Origin of the sequence: Paracoccus sp. TRP, from assembly GCF_000185925.1 — a bacterium.
GTDB classification, from domain to species: Bacteria; Pseudomonadota; Alphaproteobacteria; order Rhodobacterales; family Rhodobacteraceae; genus Paracoccus; species Paracoccus kondratievae.
In genome coordinates this window covers 1-26,410 of record NZ_AEPN01000026.1, presented here as the reverse complement: position 1 = coordinate 26,410, position 26,410 = coordinate 1, and the positions used below count along the sequence as shown (strand labels likewise).

The 26,410-nt window shown below is 64.1% G+C and carries 26 protein-coding genes and 1 pseudogene; 9 read left to right on the top strand and 18 right to left on the bottom strand.

Translation table 11 applies throughout. The annotated features are described in order from the left end of the window. Positions 1–34 precede the first annotated feature (34 nt). The 3 genes from PARACOCCUSGL_RS0114105 to PARACOCCUSGL_RS0114095 form a co-directional block, all read right to left on the bottom strand. A complete protein-coding gene (locus tag PARACOCCUSGL_RS0114105; RefSeq protein ID WP_010397784.1) occupies positions 35–1,129 on the bottom strand; it encodes a DUF475 domain-containing protein in 1,095 nt (364 codons plus the stop codon). Positions 1,130–1,263: 134 nt separating this feature from the next. Beyond that, positions 1,264–2,694, bottom strand: a complete 1,431-nt coding sequence (locus PARACOCCUSGL_RS0114100; RefSeq protein ID WP_010397781.1) for a sensor histidine kinase — start codon at positions 2,692–2,694, stop codon at positions 1,264–1,266. Beyond that, the gene (locus PARACOCCUSGL_RS0114095; protein WP_010397778.1) at positions 2,691–3,362 is read right to left on the bottom strand and encodes a response regulator transcription factor; all 672 of its coding nucleotides are present in this window, start codon (positions 3,360–3,362) and stop codon (positions 2,691–2,693) included. The genes PARACOCCUSGL_RS0114100 and PARACOCCUSGL_RS0114095 overlap by 4 nt, the downstream gene beginning before the upstream one ends. A 78-nt stretch (positions 3,363–3,440) precedes the next feature. Between PARACOCCUSGL_RS0114095 and PARACOCCUSGL_RS0114090 the strand changes: the two genes are divergently transcribed. From PARACOCCUSGL_RS0114090 to PARACOCCUSGL_RS0114065, 6 genes are all read left to right on the top strand, one after another. Next, positions 3,441–4,520 (top strand): ABC transporter substrate-binding protein, encoded by a 1,080-nt coding sequence (locus PARACOCCUSGL_RS0114090; protein WP_227493392.1) that lies wholly within the window; start codon positions 3,441–3,443, stop codon positions 4,518–4,520. Between the two features lie 184 nt (positions 4,521–4,704). Beyond that, entirely contained in the window at positions 4,705–5,646 is a 942-nt protein-coding gene (locus PARACOCCUSGL_RS0114085) for a tripartite tricarboxylate transporter substrate binding protein (protein ID WP_029372301.1), read from the top strand. Next, on the top strand, positions 5,643–6,137 hold the full coding sequence (locus PARACOCCUSGL_RS0114080; protein WP_010397771.1) for a tripartite tricarboxylate transporter TctB family protein: 495 nt from the start codon (positions 5,643–5,645) through the stop codon (positions 6,135–6,137). Before PARACOCCUSGL_RS0114085 ends, PARACOCCUSGL_RS0114080 begins: the two co-directional genes overlap by 4 nt. Before the next feature lie 3 nt (positions 6,138–6,140). Continuing rightward, complete coding sequence (locus PARACOCCUSGL_RS0114075; protein ID WP_010397769.1) at positions 6,141–7,658, top strand: tripartite tricarboxylate transporter permease; 1,518 nt, start codon at positions 6,141–6,143, stop codon at positions 7,656–7,658. Between the two features lie 154 nt (positions 7,659–7,812). Continuing rightward, positions 7,813–7,968 carry a hypothetical protein gene (locus PARACOCCUSGL_RS22190; RefSeq protein WP_010397767.1) on the top strand — a complete coding sequence of 52 codons (156 nt, stop codon included), beginning with the start codon at positions 7,813–7,815 and terminating at the stop codon, positions 7,966–7,968. Positions 7,969–8,184: 216 nt separating this feature from the next. Next, on the top strand, positions 8,185–9,183 hold the full coding sequence (locus tag PARACOCCUSGL_RS0114065) for a glycosyltransferase (protein WP_010397765.1): 999 nt from the start codon (positions 8,185–8,187) through the stop codon (positions 9,181–9,183). Here PARACOCCUSGL_RS0114065 and PARACOCCUSGL_RS0114060 read toward each other — a convergent pair. From PARACOCCUSGL_RS0114060 to PARACOCCUSGL_RS0114030, 7 genes are read right to left on the bottom strand one after another with little or no spacing between them, the layout of a single operon-like run. Continuing rightward, the gene (locus PARACOCCUSGL_RS0114060) at positions 9,180–10,055 is read right to left on the bottom strand and encodes an alpha/beta hydrolase (RefSeq protein ID WP_010397763.1); all 876 of its coding nucleotides are present in this window, start codon (positions 10,053–10,055) and stop codon (positions 9,180–9,182) included. The genes PARACOCCUSGL_RS0114065 and PARACOCCUSGL_RS0114060 overlap by 4 nt on opposite strands. Further along, positions 10,052–11,668, bottom strand: a complete 1,617-nt coding sequence (locus PARACOCCUSGL_RS0114055; protein WP_010397760.1) for an ABC transporter ATP-binding protein — start codon at positions 11,666–11,668, stop codon at positions 10,052–10,054. Before PARACOCCUSGL_RS0114055 ends, PARACOCCUSGL_RS0114060 begins: the two co-directional genes overlap by 4 nt. 3 nt (positions 11,669–11,671) lie before the next feature. After that, positions 11,672–12,490, bottom strand: coding sequence for an ABC transporter permease (locus PARACOCCUSGL_RS0114050; RefSeq protein ID WP_010397757.1), 819 nt, complete (start codon positions 12,488–12,490; stop codon positions 11,672–11,674). 4 nt (positions 12,491–12,494) lie between these two features. Beyond that, positions 12,495–13,475, bottom strand: a complete 981-nt coding sequence (locus tag PARACOCCUSGL_RS0114045) for an ABC transporter permease (protein WP_010397755.1) — start codon at positions 13,473–13,475, stop codon at positions 12,495–12,497. Continuing rightward, a complete protein-coding gene (locus PARACOCCUSGL_RS0114040; protein WP_010397752.1) occupies positions 13,472–14,926 on the bottom strand; it encodes a carnitine 3-dehydrogenase in 1,455 nt (484 codons plus the stop codon). Before PARACOCCUSGL_RS0114040 ends, PARACOCCUSGL_RS0114045 begins: the two co-directional genes overlap by 4 nt. Then, a complete protein-coding gene (locus PARACOCCUSGL_RS0114035) occupies positions 14,923–16,482 on the bottom strand; it encodes an ABC transporter substrate-binding protein (RefSeq protein WP_010397750.1) in 1,560 nt (519 codons plus the stop codon). The genes PARACOCCUSGL_RS0114040 and PARACOCCUSGL_RS0114035 overlap by 4 nt, the downstream gene beginning before the upstream one ends. Before the next feature lie 45 nt (positions 16,483–16,527). Beyond that, the gene (locus PARACOCCUSGL_RS0114030) at positions 16,528–17,415 is read right to left on the bottom strand and encodes a 3-keto-5-aminohexanoate cleavage protein (protein WP_010397748.1); all 888 of its coding nucleotides are present in this window, start codon (positions 17,413–17,415) and stop codon (positions 16,528–16,530) included. Between the two features lie 87 nt (positions 17,416–17,502). On the opposite strand from PARACOCCUSGL_RS0114030, the gene PARACOCCUSGL_RS0114025 reads away from it, so the two are divergent. Beyond that, entirely contained in the window at positions 17,503–18,456 is a 954-nt protein-coding gene (locus tag PARACOCCUSGL_RS0114025) for a GlxA family transcriptional regulator (protein ID WP_010397745.1), read from the top strand. 4 nt (positions 18,457–18,460) lie between these two features. Here the strand turns inward: PARACOCCUSGL_RS0114025 and PARACOCCUSGL_RS0114020 are convergent, their stop codons facing one another. Further along, positions 18,461–18,721, bottom strand: a complete 261-nt coding sequence (locus PARACOCCUSGL_RS0114020; RefSeq protein WP_010397743.1) for a DUF1127 domain-containing protein — start codon at positions 18,719–18,721, stop codon at positions 18,461–18,463. Between the two features lie 104 nt (positions 18,722–18,825). On the opposite strand from PARACOCCUSGL_RS0114020, the gene PARACOCCUSGL_RS0114015 reads away from it, so the two are divergent. Beyond that, positions 18,826–19,710, top strand: a complete 885-nt coding sequence (locus tag PARACOCCUSGL_RS0114015) for a LysR substrate-binding domain-containing protein (protein ID WP_010397739.1) — start codon at positions 18,826–18,828, stop codon at positions 19,708–19,710. Here PARACOCCUSGL_RS0114015 and PARACOCCUSGL_RS20665 read toward each other — a convergent pair. After that, the gene (locus PARACOCCUSGL_RS20665; RefSeq protein ID WP_010397736.1) at positions 19,707–20,156 is read right to left on the bottom strand and encodes a PACE efflux transporter; all 450 of its coding nucleotides are present in this window, start codon (positions 20,154–20,156) and stop codon (positions 19,707–19,709) included. The genes PARACOCCUSGL_RS0114015 and PARACOCCUSGL_RS20665 overlap by 4 nt on opposite strands. An 83-nt stretch (positions 20,157–20,239) precedes the next feature. Between PARACOCCUSGL_RS20665 and PARACOCCUSGL_RS0114005 the strand changes: the two genes are divergently transcribed. Beyond that, on the top strand, positions 20,240–21,133 hold the full coding sequence (locus tag PARACOCCUSGL_RS0114005) for a LysR family transcriptional regulator (RefSeq protein WP_010397733.1): 894 nt from the start codon (positions 20,240–20,242) through the stop codon (positions 21,131–21,133). Positions 21,134–21,136: 3 nt separating this feature from the next. Here the strand turns inward: PARACOCCUSGL_RS0114005 and PARACOCCUSGL_RS0114000 are convergent, their stop codons facing one another. The 6 genes and pseudogenes from PARACOCCUSGL_RS0114000 to PARACOCCUSGL_RS21535 all read right to left on the bottom strand — a co-directional run. Continuing rightward, positions 21,137–22,684, bottom strand: a complete 1,548-nt coding sequence (locus PARACOCCUSGL_RS0114000; RefSeq protein ID WP_237701519.1) for an ABC transporter permease — start codon at positions 22,682–22,684, stop codon at positions 21,137–21,139. Then, positions 22,650–23,309 (bottom strand): ATP-binding cassette domain-containing protein, encoded by a 660-nt coding sequence (locus tag PARACOCCUSGL_RS0113995; RefSeq protein ID WP_010397730.1) that lies wholly within the window; start codon positions 23,307–23,309, stop codon positions 22,650–22,652. Before PARACOCCUSGL_RS0113995 ends, PARACOCCUSGL_RS0114000 begins: the two co-directional genes overlap by 35 nt. Before the next feature lie 9 nt (positions 23,310–23,318). Next, on the bottom strand, positions 23,319–24,197 hold the full coding sequence (locus PARACOCCUSGL_RS0113990; protein ID WP_010397729.1) for a putative selenate ABC transporter substrate-binding protein: 879 nt from the start codon (positions 24,195–24,197) through the stop codon (positions 23,319–23,321). A 63-nt stretch (positions 24,198–24,260) separates the two neighbouring features. After that, positions 24,261–25,646 carry an L-seryl-tRNA(Sec) selenium transferase gene (gene selA, locus PARACOCCUSGL_RS0113985; RefSeq protein ID WP_010397728.1) on the bottom strand — a complete coding sequence of 462 codons (1,386 nt, stop codon included), beginning with the start codon at positions 25,644–25,646 and terminating at the stop codon, positions 24,261–24,263. Between the two features lie 62 nt (positions 25,647–25,708). Beyond that, positions 25,709–25,837 carry a hypothetical protein gene (locus PARACOCCUSGL_RS22620; RefSeq protein ID WP_010397727.1) on the bottom strand — a complete coding sequence of 43 codons (129 nt, stop codon included), beginning with the start codon at positions 25,835–25,837 and terminating at the stop codon, positions 25,709–25,711. Between the two features lie 115 nt (positions 25,838–25,952). Continuing rightward, positions 25,953–26,069 (bottom strand): annotated as a pseudogene (locus PARACOCCUSGL_RS21535) (ATP-binding protein); the annotation flags it as partial. Positions 26,070–26,410 lie beyond the last annotated feature (341 nt).

Below are 26,410 nucleotides of genomic sequence, written 5' to 3'. Positions count from 1 at the left end.
GCGACCCCGAAAGGCATATATGAGGCGGGGCGTTTTAGCCCTCGGCCTCGGAGTTTTTGCGGTTCCAGCGGATCGAGGACCAGAGCGAGATACCGATCAGCGTCGCGCCGCCAAGACCGGTCACGACCTCCGGGATATGCACGAGCGGTTGCACGAACATGATCACCGACAGGGCGACGATTGCATAAAAGGCGCCATGTTCCAGAAAGCGGTATTCGGACAGCGTCCCGCGCTCGACCAGCATGATGGTCATCGAGCGGACATACATCGCGCCGATACCCAGACCGATGGCGATGACGAACAGGTTGTGGGTCAGCGCAAAGGCACCGATCACCCCGTCAAAGCTGAATGAGGCGTCCAGAACCTCAAGGTAAAGGAACGCGCCCAGACCGCCCTTGGCCCCGGCCTGCAAGGTCTGCTGCGAACTGTCCAAAAGACCGCCCAGCACCTCGACCAGCAAAAAGGTCAGAAGGCCCCAGATCGCGGATTGAAAGAACACCTGCGATTCGGCCCCCTCCAGAAAGCGCGAAAAGATCAGCACCGTCACCAGCACAACCGCGACCTCGATGCCGCGGATGGTGGCATAGCGCTGCATGCGGTCCTCAAGCCAGCGGACCCAGTGCACATCCTTTTCGTGGTCAAAGAAGAAGCTCAGGCCGACCATCATCAGGAAGGTGCCGCCAAAAGCCGCGATAGGCAGATGGGCATCCTGCATGATCCGGGAATATTCGTCGGGCTGGGTCGCAGCCAGGATCATCGCCTGCCACGGGCCGATATTGGCAGCAATGACGACGATCAGCAGCGGAAAGATCACCCGCATGCCGAAAACCGCGATGACGATACCCCAGGTCAGAAAGCGGCGCTGCCACTTCGGGGTCATCTCTTTCAGCTTGTTGGCGTTGACGATAGCGTTGTCGAAGGAAAGCGAGATTTCCAGCACCGCAAGCACGGCACAGATAAAAAAGACCGTCAGTGCACCACCGACAGTACCTGTGGTCTGCCATCCCAGCACCGCGCCAAGCGCGAGACCAAGGAAGGTGACAATGAACGACCATTTGAAATATTGCAGGGTCGGACGATGGGTTCCATTCGTCGAGCCCGCCGCAGACGGGGTGTTTCCTTGCTGCATGTCAGAACAAGATCCAGGCGGCTGGTAAAAGATCGATGCCGACATCACGAACGTGCCGCCACGTCCGCCAGAGGGGCCCGGACATCAAACTGCGTTCACGAGGACGCGAACGGGCGAAAGATGGCGAATCACAGTCACGATTGCAAGGGTTTCCCATCAATCGCGGCATTTTCCTGCGCGAAGAATTCGCTCGCCAACACCGGCAAGGCGATCTGCGCCAGCAGCCCACCACCGCCCGCGCCTTCGCCCAAAGTCAGCCTGCCCCCGAAAAGACTGGAAATTTCCAGCGCCACCGGCAGGCCCAGCCCCATGCCCGGCCCGGTCGTCTCACCCCGGCTGAAACGGCTGACGGCGGCGGCACGCGCCCCGGTCGGGATGCCGGGGCCGTTGTCCTCGACCTCCAGAACCGCCGCGCCGCCGTCGCGCCTGACGCGGACAGTCACCACCGCCGCCCGTCCTGCGTGAAGCAGCGCGTTCGAGATCAGGTTGCTCAGTGCCTCGCCCAGCAACAGGGGTTCGGCCCGGACCAGCAACGACCCCTCGCCCTCAAAGCCAAGGTCGATCCCGGCCTCGGCTGCGGCGGGGATATGTTCGGCGGTCAGATCGCGGGCCAGAGCCACCAGATCCAGCGGGGCGGCCAAAGCCGCGCCCTCGGCGGTATCCACCCGAGCCAGCAGCAAAAGCTGGGCAAGGATACGTTCTGCATGGGCCACCGCGGCATCGCCCTTGGCGGCAGCGGCCTGCGCCTCGGGCAGGGTCGCGGCCCGTGCCGCCAGCGCCAGCTGGGTGCGTACCACAGTCAGGGGCGTTCTGAGCTGATGCCCGGCATTGCCGGTGAAATTGCGCATCCCGTCCAGCGCCGCCCCCAACCGGCGCATGAACCCGTTGACCGTCGCGACCAGCCCGCGCACCTCGGATGGCACCTGCGTCCCGATCGGGCTCAGGTCATCGGGGCTGCGGGCCGCGATCTCTTCGCTCAGCCGGTAAAGCGGGCGCAGGGACAGGGTCACCGCGATCCAGACGATCAGCGCCGCCCCGGCAATCATCAGCCCCAGCCGCAGGGCCGAGCGCATCAGGATTGCCCGCGTCAGTTCGCGCCGGGCATTTGTGGTCTCGGCCACGGTGACCACAAAGGGCACCTCGTCGATCCCGGTCGAGGCGGCACGGGCAAGGCTTGCCACCCGCACCGGCTCGCCCCGGAAAACATCATCGGCATAGGCCGGTCCGCTGCCCGGACGCGCCGGTGCCATGGGCAGATCGCCATAGCCAGTTACGATATGGCCCGGCGGACCATCGACGCGGTAAAACACCCGGTCCTGCGCGGCGGAACTTAGCATCTCCAGCGCGCCATAAGGGATCTCGATGGCGATACGGCCGTTTTCGTCAAGCGAGGCGCGCTCGGCAATGACAAGGGCCGAGCCCGCCAGCACCCGGTCGGCCAGCGCGTTGGCCATGCGCACCGCCTCGCGCCAGGTGTCGATCAGGGCCGCCGTTCCCAGCACCAGCGTCGCCAGCAACAGCCACGCAAGCAGGCGGCGACGCAGGGAAAAGGGCCGCCGGATCAAGGCGCCGCCCGGTCAAGGAAATAGCCGATGCCGCGCGCGGTGCGTACCGTCAGCCCGGCCGGAGCCAGCCGCTTGCGCAGCCGACTGACATATTGCTCGATCGCATTCGCGGACAGGTCATCCTCAAGCGAGGTCAGCGACTGCACAATGGCGTCGCGCGTCACCACCTTGCCGGCGCGCATGATCAGCAGCTCCAGCAACCCGCGTTCCCGCGCCGGCAGGTCCAGAGGCTGCCCCGCCAGCATGAAGCTGCGTGCCGTCTGGTCCAGCACCAGATCGCCAAAGCTGACGGTCGAGTTGCGCAGCCCCGCCTGACGCCGCAGAAGCGAGCGGATGCGGGCCTCGAACTCTCCGATGTCAAAGGGTTTGATCAGGTAGTCGTCGGCGCCAAGGTCAAGGCCGCGCACCCGCTCTTCGGGCGCGCCACGGGCGGTCAGGATCATCACCGCCGCCGGGTTGCGCCGCGCGCGCATTGCCCGCAGGACCTCCAGCCCGTCCATCTGGGGCAGGTTCAGATCCAGGATCACCAGATCAAAGCTTTCCGCCGCCGCCAGCGCCTCGGCCGAGGCCCCGTCATGGACCACATCCACCGCATAGCCTGACTGCCGCAAAAGGGCGGTCAGCCCCTCGGCCAGCGACAGGTTGTCCTCGACAAGCAGGATGCGCATGGTTTCCCCCTTGCGACGCACCCTAGCGGCGCAAGGCAGACTTGTGAACGGCCCACCGCTTTGGCAAAGTCGCAGATCATGCGCCTGTTCGACCGTATCATGCCAGCCATCGCCACGGCACTTACGCTGTGGGCAGGCGGCGTGTCCGCGCAGGTTACCCTGTTCCCGGCCCCCGACGATCAGACGCAAGAGCTGTCGATCTATTCCTCGCTCGACAATGATCTGGCCGCACCGCTGATTGCGGCCTTTCAGGCCCGGCACCCGGACGTCACGGTGCGTTATGAAAACCTGCTGACGACCGAGCTGCACGACCGCATCGTGGCCGAGACCAGATCAGGCACAGGAACGGCGGATTTTGCCTTTTCCTCGGCCATGGATCTGCAGGTCAAACTGGCCAACGACGGCTATGCCCGCGCGGTCGAGACCCCGGACACGCCCGACTGGCCCGATTGGGCAAACTGGCGCGACACCGCCTATGCGCTGACCTTTGAACCCGCGGTCTTTGCCTATCACAAGCCCAGCTTTGCCGGGCGCGAACCTCCGGCCACACGCGCCGATCTGATGCGCTGGATGGCCGAACACCCGGCCGGGGCGCGGGGCCGGATCGGCACCTATGACGTGGCGCGCTCGGGCGTGGGCTATCTGTTTCTGGCCCGCGATCAGGAGCTTTATCCAAATATCTGGTCGGTGGTGCGTGCCATGGGCCGGGCAGAGGTGCAGCAATTCCCGACCTCGGCCGATCTGCTGGAACGGATCGCCGACGGACGGCTGGCGGTGGGCTATAACCTGCTGGGCTCATATGCCGCCGACTGGGCGCGGCGCCATCCCGACGTGGGTGTGATCCTGCCGCGCGACTTTACTGTCGTCGTCTCACGCGTGGCGCTGGTGCCTGCGGCGGCGCGTCAGCCCGGGCTTGGCGCGGATTTCCTGGCCTTTCTGATGTCGCCCGAGGGGCAGGGCCTGCTGTCACGTACTCTGCGGCTGTCAGCGGTCAGCCTTGAGGTCTCGGGCCAGCCGGGACCGGCGGGCGGCATGCAGGATCTGGCCGGGCTGCGGCTGAAGCCGGTGCCGGTCAGTCCCGGCCTGCTCGCCTATCTGGATCAGGCGACACGGGCGAGCCTGCTTGGCCGCTGGAACAGTGCTTTGGCCGGGCAATAGCGCCGACGACGATTTTCGCCACCATGTCAGGTCCATGACAGCTTTCTGTGCTGGAAAGGTGACAGGACCCGCCTGCGCGCGGGTTCAGGAGGACGTCCGCATTCCGGGAGAAATGCGGGCCAAAGCCAGAAAAACGAATGATGGGACCGGCGCCGATGCGTCCGGCCCGATGCGGAGGAAGACCATGAAGCAATTCGTTCTTGCCAGCCTGTTTGCGGCGGCCACTGCCCTGCCGGCCATGGCCGATTACACCATCATCGCGCCCGCCAACCCCGGCGGCGGCTGGGACCAGACCGCGCGCACCATGCAGACCGTGATGCAAGAAGAAGGCATCTCGAAATCGGTGCAGGTACAGAACGTGCCCGGCGCCGGCGGCACCATCGGGCTGGCGCAATTCGCCAACCAGAACAAGGGCAACCCCGACACGCTGATCGTCGGCGGCTATGTCATGGTCGGCGCGATCCTGACCAACAATTCGCCCGTTTCGCTTAAGGATGTGACGCCCATCGCCCGCCTGACCGGCGAATATGAGGCGATCGTGGTTCCCGCCGCCTCGCCCATCCAGGACATCAACGGCCTAGTCGAGGCGCTGAAGGCTGATCCCGGCGCGGTCAGCTGGGCCGGTGGCTCGGCCGGTGGCACCGACCATATCGCCGTTGGCCTGATCGCCAAAGCCGCAGGCGTCGATCCGACCAAGATCAACTACATCGCTTATTCCGGTGGCGGCGAGGCTCTGGCCGCGATCCTTGGCAATCAGGTGACTGCGGGCATTTCCTCTCTGGGCGAGTTCGAGGCCCAGATCCAGGCTGGCACCCTGCGCCTTCTGGCCGTCACCTCGCCCGAGCGGCTTGAAGGCGTCGATGCCCCGACCCTGCAAGAGGCCGGTCTGGACGTCACGCTTGAGAACTGGCGCATGGTCGCCGCTGCCCCCGGCCTGAGCGACGAGCAGAAGGCCAAGGTGACCGCCGATGTCGAAAAAATGGTGAAATCCGAAAACTGGCAGAAACAGCTGGCCGACAAGGGCTGGATGGACACATATCTGGCCGGTCCCGAATTCGAGGCCCAGCTTGAAAAAGACGTGGCCGCGACCGGCGCCATCCTCAAGGACATCGGTCTGGTGAAATGAGCGTATCTCGCCATGAACCGCCGCGCCGCCGTGATACGGCGGCGCTCATCGTCGCCGCCGGTCTGGTGGTGATCGGGGCCGTGCTGCTGTGGGACAGCAGCCGGCTTGCCGATCTGGGCGGCTATTCGGGCGTCGGCCCGGCCAGCGTGCCGCGCGTGGTGGGCGTGGCGCTGATCGGTCTGGCCATCTGGACCGCCGTCGAGGCCATGCGCGGCGATTTCCCCTTGCGTGCACCACAGAACATCCCGCCGGTGCTGTGGATCGTGGCGGGTCTGGCGGCACAGCTGATTCTGCTGAATCTAGCGGGCTTTTCCATCGCCACGGGGCTGCTCTTTGCCTTTACCGCCCGGGCCTTTGGCAAGCGCAATCTGGCCATGACCATCCCGATCGGCATCGCCGTTTCCTTTGTGGTCTGGACGATTTTCTCGCAACTTCTGATGCTGCACCTGCCTGCCGGGCCGCTTGAGCATCTGGTCTTTCCGCGGGGCTGAGCGATGAGTGCATTCGAATTTCTTCTGCAAGGCCTGGCCACGGCCGCCGACCCGATGATGCTGCTTTACGCACTGGTCGGGGTGACGCTTGGGACCGCTGTCGGCGTTCTGCCCGGCATCGGCCCCGCGCTGACCGTGGCGCTGCTGTTGCCTGTCACCTATCGGCTGGACCCGGCCGGATCGCTGATCATGTTCGCCGGCATCTATTACGGCGGCATGTACGGCGGCTCGACCACCTCGATCCTGCTCAACACCCCGGGCGAAAGCGCCTCGATCATCACCGCGCTCGAAGGGAACAAGATGGCCCGCAAGGGGCGCGGCGGCCCCGCGCTGGCCACCGCCGCCATCGGCTCATTCATCGCCGGGCTGATCGCGACGCTGCTGCTGGCCTTTCTGGCACCCACTATCGTCAAGGTGGCGCTGGTTTTTGGTGCGCGCGAATATTTCGCGCTGATGGTGCTGGCCTTTGTCACCGTCTCGGCCGCATTTGGCGATTCTGCCCTGCGCGGGCTGACGTCGCTGTTTCTGGGGCTGGCGCTGGCCTGTGTCGGTATCGACCAGCTGACCGGACAGGCACGGCTGTCCTTTGGCGTACCCGAACTGCTTGACGGTATCGAGGTCACGACCATGGCCGTCGCCATGTTCGCCGTGGGCGAGGCATTGTTCATCGCCGGTCAGCGCGTGCAGGTCGATGAGGAGGTCACAGCGGTTCGCGGCTCGATCTGGATGAGCCGCAAGGACTGGGCCCGCTCGTGGAAACCGTGGCTGCGCGGCACGTTCATCGGCTTTCCCATCGGTGCCATGCCTGCAGGCGGGGCCGAGATCGGCACCTTCCTGTCCTATGCCGCCGAGAAAAAGCTGACCAGACACCCCGAAGAGTTCGGCCACGGTGCAATCGAGGGCGTTGCCGGTCCCGAGGCCGCGAACAACGCCAGCGCCGCCGGTACCCTGGTGCCGCTGCTGACGCTGGGCCTGCCGACCTCGGCCACCGCGGCGATCATGCTGGCCGGGTTCCAGCAGTTCGGCCTGCAACCGGGACCGCTGCTGTTTGCCACCAACCCGACGCTGGTCTGGGGGCTGATCGCCTCGCTTCTGATCGCGAACGCGATGCTTCTGGTGCTGAACCTGCCGATGATCGGTCTGTGGGTCAAGCTGCTCAAGGTGCCGAAACCGTGGCTCTATGCGGGCATCCTGCTGTTTGCCACGCTGGGCACCATCGGGGCCAACCCCTCAAGCTTTGAACTGGGGCTGTTGCTTGCCTTTGGTGTGCTCGGCTATCTGATGCGGCTCTTTGGCTATCCGATCGCGCCGATCGTTGTCGGCCTGATCCTTGGCCCGATGGCCGAGCAGCAGTTGCGCCGGGCCTTGTCGATCAGCCAGGGCGACTGGCTTTACCTGATCCAGTCACCGATCGCGGCCACCCTGCTGGCCATCGCCGCACTGGCGCTGATCGTACCGCTGATCCTGCGCGCACGCGGCGAGGGCGAGATGCTGAGCCAGCTTGCCGCCGAAGAGGACTGATCCAAAGGACCAGCCCTTTTTCCGAACCAAGGCCGCCCGCCATGTCCTGACCGCATGGCGGGCTTGCCATTTTGCTGCGTTGCAGAACAGCCGTCATGGCCCCATCTGTCTGGTTCGACAGTTCGACAGATTCACATGACACACAGGCCGTAAAATGCACCGCGCCCTTCACTCGCTTACCTCGGTTCTTTCGACCATCCGGGCCGCCATCGCCGTCGCCTCGGCGACCGAGGCACATCGTCACCCCGCCGCCGCAGACCTGCGCCGTCTGGGTATCGACGAAGCCCGCTTTGCCAAGATCCATCTCTGATACCTTGCCGAAAGGCGCGGCGCCCCCTGGCGCCCGCGCCTGACAGGCACCGCCGGGCAGTTCCCCCGGTCAAAGGGACAGGGCGTAACATCTGCATATCACACAAATGCAGGTGCCCGAGCTTGTTCCCGGGACGATCATCCGGTATCTATCCCCGGCAATACGGTCCGGGGCGCAGTGGCAGCCGTGGGCGTAGCCCTGAACAGCAAGCCGGATATGCGTCCCACCCACGATCCGCCCGCCACATCAGCCTTGTCCCGCCAGACCATCGCCGCGCTTGTCGTCACCCACAACCGGCTTGACCGGCTGCGCGAGACGCTAACGCGACTGCTTGCCGAGGATCTGGATCAGATCCTTGTTTTTGACAACGCCTCGGGCGACGGTACGCGCGACTATCTGGACGCAATGGACGATCCGCGGCTGATCGTCATACATCACCCTGAAAATCTTGGGGGCGCAGGCGGTTTTTCCCGTGGCCTGCGCCTGTTGGTCAAAGGTTACGACCCTGACTGGGTTGTTCTGATGGATGACGACGGACGCCCCGCTCCCGGCCAGATCGCCCGTTTTCGCAGCCTTGATCTAAGCGGCTGGGACGCGCTTGGCGCCGCGGTGCTGACACCTTCGGGTCAGGTGTGCGAGATGAACCGCCCCTATCGCAACCCGTTCTGGCACCTGCCCGAGTTTCTGCGCACCCTGACCCGGGGCCGCAAGGGCTTTCATCTGGGTAATGACAACTATCGCGCCGATGCCGCGCCGGTCGGGATCGACATGACCTCATTTGTCGGTCTGTTTCTGTCGCGCGCCAGCATTTCCCGCGCCGGATATCCCGATGAGCGGCTGTTCATCTATGGCGACGACCAGCTTTACACGCTGGAAATGCGGCGCAAGGGGCTGCGCATCGGCTTTTTGCCCGCGGTCCGGTTTGAGCATGACACCGGCTCGATCCAGCCCGGCGGGCATCTGGTGCTGCGCCCGCTGTGGAAGGTCTATTACATGTACCGCAACGCGCTTATGGCCTATCGCGTGGCGGCGGGGCCCTGGTTCTGGCCATTGCTGCCAGTGCTGGCGCTGAAATGGCTGCGGCAGGCACGGCGCTATGGCCCCGACGCGGGGCGCTATCGCACAATCCTGCGGCAAGCCTTCATGGACGGGTTGTTGCGCAGGCTGGACCGGCCGCATGCCCAAGTCGTCGCGATGGCGGAAAAGCCGGACTAACCGCGCACCGCAAACCGCATGATCGCCGACAGGATGGCCTGAAAGCTGCGCCGCGCCCGGTCGCTTTCGCGTCGGGCACGCAGATAGCCATGAGGCAATTCAGGCTCATTGCGCCAGTCGGCGGCAACACCGGCTGCGCGCAGCCGCTGCACATAATCCCGTGCGTCATCGCGCAGGGGATCGACATCGGCGCTGACGACAAAAGCAGGGGCTACACCGGCCAGATCCTCGACCTGCAGGGGCAAAGCCAAGGGATCAACCGGCCCATCGCCATGCAAGGCCGCGTGATAGGTGGCCAGATCCTCGGTCCGTAGCAGCGGCGCCCCGGCATTTTCGCGATAAGAGGGCGCGCTGCCATCTCCGCCAAGCCCCGGATAGATCAGCACCTGCCCCAAGGGCTGGCGCTGCCCGCGCCGCGACAGGCACAGCGCAGCGGAAAGCATCCCACCCGCACTGTCGCCCGCGATCACCGCCGGACGGTCCAGAGCATCCCAGACCGCCTGCACGTCCTGGATCTGGGCTGGCCAGCGATGTTCGGGCGCAAGGCGGTAGTCGATGGCGATAACCTGCAGGCCGGTCGCATCGGCGATTTCGGCACAAACATCGTCATGGCTGTCCAGCCCGCCGACCACAAAGCCGCCGCCATGCACATAGACGACCGAAATCGCGCTATCCGCACCATAAACGCGGCAGGGCACGCCGCCGATACGGCGATCCCCGACCACAAGGCCCGGAGGGCGCGGGCCGCGAAAGACCGCGCACATCGCGTCGTAAAAGCGGCGGTTATCAGCGGCGCTGGCGCCATTCGCCTCGGGCGGATAGGCGGCCTCGGTCCGGGCGATAAAGCCTAGCACCTGCGGGTCCGAAATCATGGCTCATCACCTGCAACGCGGCCCTCGGCGATGCGGTGGGTCAGCCAATCCGGGTCCATCTGCGGAACCGATGCCAGCAGCTCGCGCGTGTAATCATGGCGCGGCGGGTCCAGAACGTCGGGCTTGGGACCGCGATCCATGACCCGGCCACCCTTCATCACCACCACCTCATCGGCAATGGCGCGCACCGTGGCAATGTCATGGGTGATGAACATATAGCTGACCCCGGTTTCGTCCTGTACCTTGCTGAGCAGGCGTAAGATCCCCTCGGCCACCAACTGGTCAAGGGCGCTTGTCACCTCGTCGCAAATGATGAACTCGGGGTCGGCGGCCAGGGCGCGCGCAATGCCGATACGCTGCTTTTGCCCGCCCGACAGCTCACCCGGCAGGCGGTCCAGGAAACGCGCGGGGTCCAGCTCGATCTGCTCCATCAGCTCCATCAGCCGGGTCTCGCGCGCCTTTCCGGTCAGGCCCAGATAGAACTGCAAGGGGCGCGACAGGATCTGACGGATGGTCTGGCGCGGGTTCAGCGCCGTATCGGCCATCTGATAGATCATCTGCACCGCCCGCTTTTGCTCAAGCGTGCGCTGCGCGAGACGCGGCGGCAAAGCGGTACCGTTCAGCGAGATGCTGCCCAGCCGCGGCGGCAGCAGCCCGGTGATGACCCGCGCCGTTGTCGACTTGCCCGAGCCGGATTCGCCCACCACTGCCACCGTTGCCCCGCGCGGGATGTCAAAGCTGACGTCCGAAAGCACATCTAGCGTGGAATAGCCCGCCGTCACCTCGCGGATACTGATCGCCGGCGCGCTGGCCTGAGGCAGGGCACGCTCGGGCCGGCGGAACTCGCGCACCGCCCAAAGCGAGCGGGTATAGTCCTGCTTTGGTGCCCCGATCATCTGACGGGTCGGGGCCTCTTCGACCTCGCGGCCGTGGCGCATGACCTTGATGCGATCGGCCATCTGGGCCACCACCGCAAGGTCATGGGTGATATAGATGGCCGCCGTTCCGGTTGTCTCGACCGCCTCGCGGATCGCGGCAAGAACGCCGATCTGCGTGGTGACGTCCAAGGCCGTCGTCGGCTCGTCAAAGACGATCAGGTCAGGCTTGCAGGCCATCGCCATGGCGACCATCGCCCGCTGCAACTGCCCGCCCGAGACCTGATGCGGAAACCGCAGGCCGAAATGTTCGGGATCTGGCAGATGCATTGCGGCGTAAAGCTGGCGGGCAAAGTTTTCAGACTCTGCACGGCTTGCTGTGTGATGGATCGCCGGCCCCTCGCAAAACTGGTCAAGCAACCGCCACGCCGGGTTGAAACTGGCCGCCGCAGACTGCGCAACATAGGCAACGCGGCGACCGCGAAAGGCGCGGCGCTGGCGCTCGGGCAATTGCAGCAGGTCGGTGCCGTCAAAAAGCACCCGCCCGCCCGCAAAACGCAGCCCGCCCTGGACAAAACCCAGCGCAGCAAGACCCAGCGTCGATTTCCCCGCGCCGGATTCGCCGATCAGGCCGACCACCTCACCCCGTGCGACCTTCAGATCGACGCCGTGCAGAATCGGGGTCCAGCCTTCCTCGCCCCGCGCCTCGACCTTCAGGTTTTCGATGTTCAGCAGCATGGTTCAGTCCTTCAGACCCGAGGCGCGGTGCAGCATCCAGTCCACCACGAAATTGACCGAAACCGTCAGCACCGCGATGCAGGCAGCCGGCAAGAGCGGGGTGATATCGCCAAAGGTGATCAGCGCCGCATTGTCGCGCACCATCGCACCCCAGTCCGCCATGGGCGGCGGCAGGCCAAGCCCCAGAAAGGACAGGGCCGAGATGGTCAGAAAGACAAAGCAGAAGCGCAAGCCGAATTCGGCAATCAGCGGGGCCGAGATATTGGGCAGCACCTCACGCGTGATCGTCCACCAGATACCCTCACCCCGCAGATGCGCGGCCTCGACGTAATCCATCACCATGACATTCATCGCCGTGGCCCGGGCAAGGCGAAAGACCCGGGTGGAATCCAGAACTGCAACCACCGCGATCAGGTTCATCACCCCCGGCCCCAACGCTGAAAGCGCCAGCAGCGTCAGGATCAGCGCGGGCACCGCCATCAGCACATCGACGAGGCGCGACAGCACCAGATCGACCCAGCCACCCAGCGCCGCCGCCAAAAGCCCGGCGATGGCCCCGATACCAAAGGCCAGCGCGGTCGTGACCAGCGCGACGCCCACGGTATTGCGCGCGCCCCAGATCAGCCGCGACAGCATGTCCCGGCCAAGCGTGTCGGTGCCAAAGGGATAGGTCGCGCTCCACGGTTCGAACTGCGCGCCGACGATCTGCGCCTCGCCATAGGGGGCGAACAGCGGCGCAAAAAGTGCAATCACCGCATAGGCAAGGATGACCAGCACCCCAAGGATTGCCGTCGGCGGCATGGTTTTCAGCATCCGCATCATGGCGTCACCTCGGATGCAGCAGGCGCGGGTTCGTGGCGATTGCCAGAACATCGGCCAGCAGGTTCAAAAGGATATAGACGGCGGCAAAGATCAGCGCACAGGCCTGAACCACCGGAATGTCGCGGTTGGTGACACTGTCCACCATCAGCTGGCCCAGTCCGGGATAGACAAAGACCACCTCGACAATGACGACGCCGGTGATCAGCCATGCGATGTTCAGCGCCACCACATTGACGATCGGGGCAAGGGCGTTCGGCAGCGCGTGCCGCGTCACCACCCTCCAGCGCGAAACACCCTTGAGCCGTGCCATCGTCACATAGGGCGCACCCAACACGTTGACGACGGCCGCCCGCGTCATGCGCATCATATGCGCGGTCACCACCAGAACCAGCGTGATCGCGGGCAGGAAGGCGCGGCTCAGCATCTCGCCCAGCCGGGGTGAGGCGCCGGGATCAGCGATCGAGGGCAACCAGCCCATACGGACCGACAGCCAGAACATCAGGATATAGGCGATGAAGAATTCGGGAAACGAGATCGCCGAAAGCGTCGCCACATTGGCGATGCGGTCAAACCAGCTGCCGCGCCACAGGGCGGACAGCAGGCCAAGCCCCACCGCCACCGGCACCGCGATCACAGCGGCATAGGCGGCAAGAAACAGCGTATTGCCCAGCCGCGCCGCCAAAAGTTCGGCCACCGGCCTGCCATTGGCGAGCGAGCGGCCAAAATCGCCCGAAAGCACGCCCCCGACCCAGTCGAGATAGCGCCAGATCAGGGGCTGATCGAGGCCAAGTTCGCGCCGGAAAGCTGCAACCGTCTCGGGCGTGGCGGACTGGCCCAGCACCTGCTGGGCGATATCGCCGGGCAGCAGGCTGACGGCCAGAAAGATCAGCACCGAGATGACGAACAGTGTAAATACCCCGATGCCCAGCCGCCCCACGATCATCCGCAGGATGGGCCGCTGTCGCCGGGCGGCGGGGGCGCTCATGCCGTTGCCTCCTTCTGGCGGACAGAACGGATGCCCGCGCCGGCATGGTCGGGATGGGGGGCCGTATCCTGCGCCGCCACCCGGTCAAGCGCCTCAAGCAGCGTGGGCGGCATCGGGATGGTGCGCCCCTCGTCCGTATCTACATGCAAGAGCATATGCTCACCCGTCGCGGCCTCGGTCCCGTCCTCGCGCAGGATGGCGTGATGCAGACGGAACCGCTTGGCGTCATGCCCCAGCAGCCGGGTCTCGACCGTCAGCAGCTCGCCGGCCTTTACCTCGGCCAGATGGCGGATATGGGTTTCAACCGTATAGGCCGAGCGACCCTGCGCACGGTATTCCGCATCCAGCCCGATATGGATCAGAAAGGCATCGGTCGCGTCACCCAGCACCTGAAGATAACGGAACTCGGTCATATGGCCGTTGTAATCGACCCAGCCACCGGCGACGCGGGCCTGATGAAGACGCAGGGGATAGCCTTCGGCCCGGGCCGGGGCGCGCGCATAGAAACCGTCCTCTTGCGCCCGGACAGTCTGGCCGACGCCCCAATCATTGGCCTTGAGCGCATGAAAGATGCCGACAAGGTTGTCGTCACGGATCCGCTCTAGCTCGCGGATACTGTGATGACCCGATTGCGCGTCGGATTGACCGGCGATGCGGTCGATCAGCGCGTCATCAAGGTCGGGCACATCCATCAGCTTGGTCCAGGGCCATTTCAGCGCCGGGCCGAACTGGCCAAGGAAATGACGCATCCCGGCTTCGCCCCCGGCGATGCGATAGGTCTCGAACAGGCCCATCTGCGCCCAGCGCAGACCAAAGCCAAAACGGATGATATCGTCGATCTCTTTGGTGGTTGCGATACCGTCATTGACCAGCCACAGGGCCTCGCGCCAGACCGCTTCCAGCAGGCGGTCACCGATATGGGCATCAATCTCGCGCGCGATCTGGACCGGCTTCATGCCGATAGCGGTCAGGATTTCGCAGGCGCGGGCCGCCGCCTCTCCGCCACCCACGACCTCGACCACCGGCAAAAGATAGACCGGATTGAAAGGATGGGCGACAAGGATACGATCAGGCAGACGCGCACCCTGCCGCAGTTCCGAGGGTTTGAAACCCGAGGTTGATGAGCCGATCAGCGCCGTTTCAGGCGCTGCATCCTCGATCTCGGCAATGATGCGATGCTTGAGATCCAGCCGCTCGGGCACGCTTTCCTGAATGTAATCGGCTTCCCGGACCGCCTCGGCCACCGAGCCCGCCCAATGGATGCGCCCCGGCCGGGGCAAAGGCGCCTGAAACAACGCCTCCCATGCCCGGGTTGCGTTCGCCAGCACCTCTGCGATGATGCGCTGCGCCTCGGGGTGGGGATCATAGACCGCGACATCATAACCCGAGAGGATAAAGCGGGCGATCCAGCCCCCGCCGATGACTCCGCCGCCGATTGCCGCAATCTTCATGCCTGCCACCACCGTTCCACGATCTTCCAGCCATCGAGGAAGCGGTTCGACGCCACCTCGCCATGCGCGACCTTGTCATTGGCCACGTCGATATAGTTCACAAAAATCGGGATGATCGTCCCGCCATCCTGAGAGACCAGCCCCTGCATTTCGCGATACATCTCGGCGCGCAGGCTTTCATCCAGTTCGGCCCGCGCCTTTAGCAGCAGCTCGTTGAAACGCTGGTTATCCCAGTGGCTTTCGTTCCATTCGGCCCCTTTGGCATAGACAAGGCTGAACATGTCATCCTCGGTCGGGCGACCGTTCCAGTAGCTGACGCAGAAGGGCTTTTTCAGCCAGACATTCGACCAGTAGCCGTCGTCCGGCTCACGCTTGACGGTCAGGTCGATGCCCGCCGCCTTGGCCGATTGCTGGAACAGCTGCACCATGTCGAGCGCCCCGACCGAGGCCGCGTCCGAGGCCGAGATCTCGACCTTCAGGCCCTCCATCCCCGCCTGTTTCAGGTAATGCCTGGCCTTATCCGGATCATAGCTGTTCTGGGCCAGATCGGCGGCATAAAAGCGGTTCGCCGGAGCGATGGGGCTGTCATTGGCGATCTGGCCATGACCGCGCAGCACCTTGTCCAGAACCTCTTGCCGGTCGATGGCATATTTCAGCGCCAGCCGCACATTCGGATCGGTAAAGGGCCCCTGATCACAGAACATCGGCATGGTGTAATGGGCGGTGCCCGTCACCTCGACCAGCTGCAGGCCGGGGCGGCGCTGCAACAGGTGCAGCGTGGCCAGATCAGGCGAGTTGATGACATCGACTTCGCCCGTCATCAGCGCATTCTGGCGGGCGGTGGCGTCGTTGATGGTCAGCAACACCGCCTCGTCAAACCAGGCGCGGTCGGGTTTCCAGTAGTCATCGCGGCGCTTCAGCGTGATGCGCACGCCCGGCTCAAAGTTTTCCAGCACATAGCCGCCGGTTCCCAGGCCGGACTGCCAGTCCAGCGTGCCATCCTCATTCGCGGGCATGATGACAAAGTGATAATCCGAGGTCATATAGGCAAAGTCGGCATTGCCCGAGACCAGTTCAAAGATCACCACATTGTCGCCGTCAGCACGGATATCCTTGACCTGTTCAAGCGAGCCCTTGGCACCGGATTTGGTCTGATCGCCGCGGTGGTGGTTGAACGAGGCGATAACATCCCGCGCCGTCAGCTTGCGCCCGTCGGAAAAGGTCACGCCGTCCTTCAGCCGGAAGGTCCAGACACGGGCCTCGGCATCCGGCTCGAACTCGGCCAGTTCGGGGACGGCACGGCCCTTGGCGTCGATCTCGACCAGGTTGTTGCAGACCGCCAGCATCGCCGTCACCACCGGCCCCGCCGCGTAGGTCGCAGGGTCCAGCGTGTCCGAGGTCGCGCCGCCCAGATGGCCGATGCGCAGCCTGCCGCCACGCTTGGCCGTTTGGGCATATGCGCCGCACGGCAGGATCAGCCCCGCCGCAGCCATCCCCGCCGCGCCGGCCAGAACCCCGCGGCGGGTCAGCCCTTGCCTCGTCAGATTGATACTCATGATGGACCCCCTGTCTTGATGTTATGAATTGGTTCGGTCTGTGGCTCAGCGCCGGGTCAGTTTCAGCTTTTCGCGCACCTCCTGCGGTCCAAGGATCCGGCAGCCCATGGCGGTCAGGATGGTGGTCGCACGCTCGACCAGATCGCCGTTACTGGCCAGCACACCCTTGTCCAGCCAGATGTTGTCCTCAAGCCCGACCCGGACATTGCCGCCGGCCAAAGCGGCCTGTGCCACATAAGGCAGCTGCATCCGCCCGATCGAGAACATCGAATAGACCCAGCCGGGCGGGATGTTGTTCACCATCGCCATCAGGCTGTTGGGATCAGATGGCGCGCCATAGGGGATACCCATGCACAGCTGGATCATCACCGGATCGTCAATCAGCCCCTCATCGACCAGCGTCCTGGCAAGCCACAGATGGCCGGTGTCAAAAACCTCGATCTCGGGGCGGACGCCCGCGGCCTGAATGCGTGCAGCCATGGCGCGCAGGGTGCCGGGGGTGTTCGTCATGACGTAATCGGCTTCGGCAAAGTTCATCGTGCCGCAGTCAAGTGTGCAGATCTCGGGCAGCAACTCTTCGACATGCACCAGACGCTCACTTGCGCCGACGATGTCGGATTGCGGCGACAGGGGCAGGGGCGCTTCGGCCGAGCCAAGCACGATATCGCCGCCCATCCCCGCCGTCAGGTTCAGCACCACGTCGACCTCGGCCGAGCGCACACGGTCCACCACCTCGCGGTACAGCGCGGGATCGCGCGACGGGGCGCCGGTTTCGGGGTTGCGCACATGCACATGGGCAATGGCCGCGCCCGCTTTCGCCGCCTCGATGCAGGAATCGGCGATTTCTTTGGGCGTGATCGGCACCAGATTCGATTTCTTGTGGCTCTGACCCGAACCCGTCACCGCACAGGTGATGAAGACGTCACGGTTCATTAGTAACTCCGGCAATTTATGGCTTGGAAATCAACGTGACAGCAAATTTGCTGGCATGATTGGCTGATTTCGCCATAATCTTTGCCTATGCCGTCAAAATCTCCGCTGCATCTGACCTTTCTGCTGTTCGATGGATTTTCGAACATGGTGCTGGCCAGCGCCATCGAGCCCCTGCGGGCGGCGCGCGACCTTTCGGGGCAGCGGCTGTTTTCCTGGCAGATCACATCGCTTGACGGAGGGCCGGTGACCAGTTCGTCGCGGCTGGCGATCTCGGTCGATCTGCCGCTGGATCGGGTAGGGGCAACGGATGCGCTGATTCTCGTATCGGGCTACGGAATGCGCGACCATCTGCAGCGCGATTCGGCGCAGGCAGTACTGCGCAAGGCACGTGGCCTGCCGGTCGTGGGTGGTATCGATACCGGGGCCTGGCTGCTGGCACGGCTGGGGCTGCTTGCCGGACGCCGCGCCGCCATTCACTGGATGGAGCGTGAGGCGCTGGCCGAGGCATTTCCAGAAATCACAGTGGTTCCAGACCCTTATGCCACCGATGGCAATATCGTCACCTGCGGAGGCGCGCAAAGCGTGCTCAGCTGGTCGTTGGACCTGATCGGCGCGCAGGCAGGTGAGGCGCTGCGCTTTGACGTGGCGAATATGTTTGGCCGGGTCATGGGACGCAGCACCGACCCGGTCGAGTGGCAATTGCCCAGCCGGATGACTGACAGCGCGCTGCCATCTTCGCTGCAGCGCGCCATCGTTGCCATGCGTGAGACGGCCGAGCAGCCGTTGCCCCTGCCCCGGATTGCCGAGCGTGCGGCCCTGTCCACGCGCAGCATGGATCGGCTTTTTCACGCCCATCTGGGCCTGTCGGCAGGCGGATATTACCGGCAGATCCGGCTGTCCCACGCCCGGGCACTGGCTTTGGAAACCCGGCTGACGCTGGGCGAAATCGCCTCGCGTACCGGGTTTTCATCAGCAGCGACCCTGGCGCGGGCCTATCGCCGCGCTTTTGGGGAAACGGTGCGCAAAAGCGCCCCGCGCTAAGGTGCTACCAAAGGTGACGACGCAGAGCGTCGCCCTCTTGCGGGACCGGAGTGGTATCGCTGCGTGCATCAGACGCGCCGATATCGCGCAAAAGATGGGGCGGCAGTTCGGCCAGCGCCTTGCGGGTTTCGGGATGATCCAGCGCCGCCATGCGGTCAGGGCATGAGGATAGGCCGGGCTTATCCCGGCGCAATACACCGAACAGCATCCTGGCCAGTCCCGAGAACAGCGGACGTTGACGCTCGCATGCAAGATTGTCGGACATTTAAGTCCTCCTTTCGGTGATCGTTATTGAACAATGACCTGATCATGCTAGGTTTCCTCGACGATGGCCAACAAAGCCTCAGTACGCTTTCATAAGGCAGGCTTATGTCTATTCCCCCGCTTGCCGCCCTGCGCGCCTTTGAGGCGGTGGCGCGGCACCTGAGCTTTACCCGCGCCGCACAGGAGCTGGGCATGACCCAGGCGGCAGTCAGCTATCAGATCCGCCTGCTGGAAGAGCGGCTGGGCATGCCGCTGTTTCTGCGCAAACCGCGCGGAATCACCCTGACCGAAACGGGGGCATTGTTTGCCCGCCCGAGCATTGATGCCTTTGACATGCTGCGCGAGGCTTTTGCCGATCCTTCGGCAGATTCGGTCTCGACCCTGTCGATCTCGACCGTGCCGACTTTTGCCGGGGCCTGGCTGTCGCCGCGGCTGGGCAAATTCCAGATGAACCACCCCAACCTTGCCGTCAGACTGGAGACCAGCGACAATCTGGTCGATTTCGGGCGCGAGGATATCAGCGTGGCGATCCGCGCTGGTGACGGAGACTGGCCCGGGCTGGAATCACATTTCCTTATGTCGATCGAGTACACGCCCATGCTGTCGCCTGAACTGGCGAAAAAGCATGACCTGCGTGAACCCGCCGATCTGCTGAAACTGCCGCTGCTGGATCGGGTTGACCCGAACTGGGCGGTGTGGATGCGCGCGGCAGGGGTGGATTTCTGGGAAACGCCGCCGCGCCCCGGCCTGACCCTGTCGACAGACCTGCACGAGGCGCGGGCGGCGCTGGAGGGTTACGGCGTGGCACTGCTGACGCCGCGCTTTTTCCGGTTTGAGCTGGCAACCGGCAGCCTGATCCAGCCCTTTCCGCTGGTGGCGCAGAACGGCCGCAGCTTTTGGCTGGTCTATCCCAAAGGCCGCCGCAACCGTCCCGCTATCCGCAAGTTCCGCGCCTTTCTGCTGGACGAAATATCCTGCGATCCGGCCTAGGCCGGCTGACCCTGCCCGGGCCGGTGATCGTGGGGCAACGGAAACAGCCGGTCGTAAGCGATGTTAAAGACAAAGTTATAGACCAGATAGAACGCCACGATGAACAGATCGAGCATGAGCGTCTGCCACAGCGTCATGCCCAGATACCACGCCATCGGCGGCAACAGCATGATCAGCAAACCCAGCTCGAACAGCATCGTATGCAACAGGCGGTGGTGAACCGCCTTTTGGACATGCCCGACCCAGCGCCGCATGGCATGGTCGAAACCAAGGTTGAAGACAAAATTCCAGACCGTCGCCGCCGTCGCCGCGCCTACGCCGACGACGCCCATGTCGAGCATCGGTTTGTCATAGATCCAGGCGGTCAGCGGGGTGACAATCACCAGACCGATCAGCTCGAAGCTGATGGCGTGCCGTACGCGGTCTGGAAAACTGCGCATCGTCATAATGATTCCTCGTTATTGCTTGATGCGCTTTCTATCTGTATTTCCCGGAATACCAAGTTAGATACCATCTGATTTTCTGATAGATGACTGTCACACTGGATCAATTGCAGGCTTTTGTCGCCACCGCCGAAAGCGGCTCGTTCTCGGCCGCCGGACGGGCGCTGCGCAAGGCTCAGTCGGCAATCAGCACACAGGTATCGAACCTTGAAGACGACCTTGGGATCGAACTTTTCAGCCGCCAGGGCCGCAACCCGGTCCTGACCCCGGCCGGCGAACGGCTGCTTGCCGAAGCACGGGTGGTGCTGGACCGGCGCGAGCATCTGATTGGTGTCGCCGCCAGTTTCACCGCCCATGTCGAGCATCGGCTGGTCGTTGCCGTGGACGAGCTTTATCCGGAAAAGCCTCTGGCTGCACTATTTGCCGATTTCGCCGCCCACTTCCCGCATGTAGAGCTGGAGCTGCTGTTTCCGATGATGGAGGACGTCAGCCGGCTGGTGCTGGATGGCAAGGCCGATATCGGCGTGATGTGGCGGCAGGAGATTCTGCCGGCCGAGATCGGCTTTCACACGCTGGGCTGGGTGCCGCTGCAACTGGTCTGCGGCAAGAATCACCCTTTGGCCAATGGCGCGATTGATTTCGAAGAACTCAAGCGACACCGCCAGCTTATGGTTGCGGTCCGCAGCGAAGGCCCGGAAAAACAGCGCCTGCGCACCGCGGCCGAGGTCTGGTGGGTCGAAAGCCACTGGGTGATCCTGCAACTGGTCCGGCAGGGTATCGGCTGGGCTTTGGTCCCTGACCATATCATCGAGAACTCTCCCGTCCGCGAGGATCTGGTCATACCGCCGCTGCGTTTTGACGGGGCCGACTGGCCGGTTGCGCTGGAGATGGTCTGGCACAAGCAGCGGCCCAGCGGACCGGCGGCGCGATGGTTGCGCGAACGCTTTGCCGCCATGCGCATCAGCGGCCTGCCGGGTTAAGACCTAGCAATAGGGCCGGGTCGAAACCGCCCCGACCCGCAGCCTGCGCCGCAGCGCCCGCGACCCCCAGTCGACCAGCGCCGTCAGCAGCATCATCGCCACGACCAGCACCGCCGCGCGATCAAAACGCAAGGTGGCAATGGCACTATCGACATAAAAGCCCAGCGTGGCGATGCCCAGAATGCCCAGGATCATGCTTTCACGCAGGATGATCTCGCCGCGATAGAACAGATAAGCGACCAGCCCGGACGAAACACGCGGCACCAGCTCATAGGCATATAGCCCGGCGCCCTTCGGGCGGTCGGGACGCAGGCCGGGCACGATCCTTGTCGCCTCCCGGCCGATCAAATGGGCGATGATCGCGCCATTGTGCAGCCCCAGCGCCAGCACCGCCGGCAGCATCGAGGGGCCAAAGACCTGCACCCCGACAAAGACCAGCATATATTCCGGGGTAGAGCGCAGGATCACCAGCACCACATGGCCAAAGCCCGAGCCGATCCTGCCAGCCAATGCCGGAACGATCAGCGGAAAGGCAAAAAGCGCGATGATGCCGCACAGAACAAAGGCCAGATAGCTGACCAGCACCGTCGCCCATGCCCCCGGCAGCACCTCGTGTGAGACGAGCCGCCACAGCCAGTCGCCAAAGGCGCGCCAAGTTCCGGCCGCGCCCGGATCAGCGCCTCGCAGAGGGGCCGGGACCATATCGACCCCGATCAGCTGCCACAGACCGGCAGCCGAGACCGGCCCTTGCGACAGTGAGGCGAGATAGGCCAGCGCGCCCAGAACATAAAGCGGCACCAGCCTGCGACGCAGCCACAGCGACTGGCTGAGGATCAGCGCATAGATCAGCAAAAGCACGGCCGCCGCACCGTCGTAACGGCCTTGTTTGAACAGGGTATCAAGCTCAAACCCCAGCGTCGGCAGGCCGACAAAGCCCAGCACCGCGCTGGAGCGGATGCCGCATTCGATACGATAGCAGAAATAGCTCCAGAATGCCGGCAGGCTGGGCACCAGCCGCGCATAGATCAGCCCCGAAAGAGTCATTCCGCGCCCGGGCAGGGCGTCGCGCGGGCGCGGGTCAGCCTCGTCAAGGATTTCGCCAAACACCTTGGCAAATATGCCGCTATAGGACAGCGCCAAGGCCAGCACCGCCGCGATGGGTTCGGGCCCGGTCACCGTCATGATGAACAGCGCCCAGATCAGCTCATGCACGCTGCGCAGGGACAGCGACAGCATCCTGACCGCACGCCAGCGCCAAAGCAGTGCCATGGCAAAGCCCGCAACCGCGCCAATGGCGACGCCGCCAAAGGCCACGGTCAGCGTCAACAGCAGCGCCTGCCCCAGGTTTTCCAGCGCCGCGAAATCGGGGCGGGCAAAGCCCATCGCCAGTGCCTTGAGCACCGCCCCGGGGGACGGCGCGCTGATCTGCAAATCGGCCGCGAACAGTGCCAGCGCGGCCAGCGTCAGCGCGATCCAGACGACCTGCAACCGGCGCAGGGACGGCTTGGCCTCGCGCTCAGCGGGCATAGAGATGGTCGATGTCGGCAGCATTCTGTTCGCCTGCCGGCATGTCAAAGATGATGCGCCGGTCCTTTAGCCCGACCAGTCGCGTGCAATATGCCTGCGCCAGCCCGACATCATGCAGCGAGATCACCGAAGTCGGAAAACGTGAGATCAGCGTCGCCAGCACCTCAGGTGCCTGCTTTTCATCCAGCGCCGAGACAGGCTCATCCGCCAGCAGCACCTCGCCACCGCCATGAATGGCCCGCGCCACGGCGGTGCGCTGGCGCTGCCCGCCCGAAAGCCGCTCGACCGGCTGATCAACCGGCGGCTCAAGCCCCAGTTCGCGGGTCAGTTCGGCAACTTCGGCCCGGTCGCGACGAAAGGGACGCAACAGCGTGACCAGATTGTATAGCGCCGAATGACGATGCAGGCGGCCCATATGGACGTTGTGAAAAAGGCTTAGCTGCGGGACCAGCGCATTGTCCTGGGGGACCAGTGCCACCTCTTTTCCCGCGACCATGGCCTTTTCGCGGATCGCCGCCAGCAGCGTCGATTTGCCCGCCCCGCTGCGGCCAAGCAGTGCCACACGCTCACCCTGCCGGATCGTCAGGGTAACGTTTTCCAGCACCACAGCGGGGCCATAGGACAGGGTTTGCCCACGCAGCTCGATCATGGGCGACCTTTAGTCCAAAAGATCAAGCTGGCGCGCGACCTCTTCGATGGGCTGGTAATCGGCATTGCTCGCCGCGATAAAGCGGCTGCGCGGAAAGGCGCCAAGGATCTCGGGGTCATCCATCCCAAGGATCGCCGTGGTCAGCCGCTCGGTAAAGCCCGCGCCAAATTTCTCATCAGCATCGCCGCGCAGGGTAAAATTGTAGTCGGGATAGGCCGGAGTGCGCCAGATCACCGGGACCTCGGCCGGATCGACCTGCCCCTTGGCCACCATGTCGTCATAGGCGGTGAAGTTGACCGCGCCGATCTCATAGGCGCCGCTTTGCACCAGCTCGACGGTTTTGGTGTGATCGCCCGAAAACCCGACCCGGGAAAAGAACTCTTCCGGCGCCACCCCGGTGTTCCGCCTGATCTCATATTCCGGCATCAACCGGCCCGAAGTCGAGGTCTTGGCACCAAAGGTAAAGCTGCGCCCCTTGGCGGCCATGGGGAAGTCCGGCCCCTCAGTCAGGCCGGTCGCCTTATTGGCAATGAAATAGCTGACGAAACGCGCATCCTCTTCGCCCTGCGCAATGGCGACCGAGCCTGGCAGCGCCAGCCGCGCCTGCACGCCCGACAATCCGCCGAACCACGCAAGCTGGATCTGATCGTTGCGAAAGGCCACTACAGCGGCAGGGTAGGATTTCACCGGAACGAACTCGACCGGAACGCCCAGCTTGTCGGACAGATATTCGGCAACCTTGGTGAAGCGGCCCATCAGCTTGGTTGCGTCCTCGTCGGGGATGGCCGAAAAGCGCAGCACCTCGGCAGCGCGGCTGGCAAGCGGGGCAAGCGCCGCAGCGGTGGCCAGGCCCCCGACGAGTTGCCGGCGATTAAGACGGAATTCCATGGTTCGTCCTCCTGTCCAAGGAAGGGTTGGGATGCGCCCTTTGCCACACTAACCGCAACTGACTCAAGCCGAAGGCGCGACGAGAGTCAGTCGGCCCAGCTGAGCAAGAAAGGGCTCTGCGTTTTCAAGACAGCGCAGATCCAGCAGGAACCGGTCCTTGTGGATCCGCCCGATCACCGGCAGTGGCAGTTCGCGAAACGCCCGCGCGATAGCTTGGGCCGAAACGCCGCCGATCCCGTCAAAAGCCAGCCCCGCGCTTGGCAGCAGATCCACCGGCCGCGCCCCGCTGCCGATCTGGCTAAGGCATTCGATGACCGAGACCCCGGCCCACCCGGCAACCGCCGTCCCGACCTGCGGGCACAACCATTCGGCCAGGGCACGGATCTCATCCGTGGGGCGGGTCAAAAGGCGCAGGGTCGGGATCTCGGCCCGGGCGCGTTCAGGATCGCAGTGGCTTTGCAGTGTTGCGGTCAGCGCGGCAAGGATGATCTTGTCCACCCTCAGCGCCCGTTTCAGCGGGTTGGCGCGCATACGGGCGATCAGCTCACGCGAACCGGCGATGATGCCGCATTGTGGCCCCCCCAAAAGCTTGTCACCGCTAAAGGTGACCGCATCAGCCCCATCACTGATCGCTTGCCGCGCCGTCGGCTCGGCAGGCAACCCAAAAGCGCCCAGATCCAGCAACGAGCCGCTACCAAGATCAATCAGGAAGGGGATGCCCTGCCGCCGCGCGAGTGCTGCCAGATCGGCCTGAGGCACCTCGGCCGTAAAGCCCTCGATTGCGTAATTGCTGGCATGAACCTTCATGAAGGCGGCAGTTTCTTCGTTCACAGCCTGAGCATAGTCACGCAGATGGGTGCGGTTGGTGGTGCCGACCTCGTGCAAGCGGCAGCCCGCGCGGGCCATCACATCAGGGACGCGGAATGCGCCGCCGATCTCGACCAGCTCGCCACGAGAAACGACGACCTCGCGCCCCAGCGCCAGTGTGTTCAGCATCAGCATGACCGCCGCGGCATTGTTGTTCACCACGGTCGCGGCCTCGGCCCCGGTCAGGCGGCAGATCAACGCCTCGACATGGCTGTCGCGGTCGCCGCGTGTGCCCTGATCAAGGTCGTATTCCAGATTGGTCGCGCTGATCATCGCCTGACAGGCCGCCTCGGCAGCCCGCTGCGACAGCAGGGCACGGCCCAGATTGGTATGGTTGACCGTGCCCGTCAGGTTCAGCACCGGTCGGAGCGAGGGCTCGGCCTGCTCTGCCAGCCGCTCGGCACATTCGGTTAGCAGATTGCCGGCTGCTGCCTGACCCTGTCCGATCGCCCGCCGCCGGTCCTGAAGCAGGCTGCGCAGCGTCTCGACCACGGCGTCGCGTCCGTGATTGGCGATAAGGCGCAGGATCTCGTCCTGACGCAAGAGTTTGTCGATCGAAGGCAGGGCGCTGCGAGGATCCATGGCTGTTCTGATCTTGCTGGGAACGGGCTGCGCGTGGGGTTCCAGAGCATGCCCCCGCCGCGTCAACTTGCGGTCTTGGGGGCGGGCTTGTCAATCTTGGGGGCCAACCCATGTCGCAGGCCGATCTGCATCACGACCATGGCGCCCTTGTCGGGGTCTATCGCCGCATGTGCTGTCAATCGGCGTTGCATGGTGGCCCCTTATCGGCGTCGCAAAGGGACCCCTCTGGCGATGTGGTGAGCAGGCCCGTGGCGGCGTAGCTTTCCATCTGGCCCAGCCGACGCGGGCCTGCGTTTTGGAGGTCGGTCAGGCTCGTGTATTGATGCGCCAGCTGTCGTTTCCGGTTTCGACGATGTCGCAATGGTGAGTGAGACGGTCGAGCAGCGCGGTGGTCATCTTCGCGTCTCCGAAGACGGTCGGCCATCCTGCGCTCACTAGTGGACAAGATCGTGCTGACGCCGGGGGAGGATCGGATCGAGATCGACGTTCAGGGCGATCTTGCCGGAATCCTTACGCTTTCGGCGCAACGCAAAAACCCCGCGGCGGATGCAGCGGGGTCGCAATTATCGTTGGTTGCGGGGGCAGGATTTGCGAACTGTTTCGCAATGTCCAAAACAATCATCCCACCCTGCCCGACAATAGTACCTTGAGTTCTTGCCAGTAAAGCATACTCAACTGCGCGCCCTGCTTCGCCAAACCCAATCCGCCCCGCCGTAGCTTGCCGCATAGATGAAGACTAGGTCGTGTTGACAAAAGGGATTCCT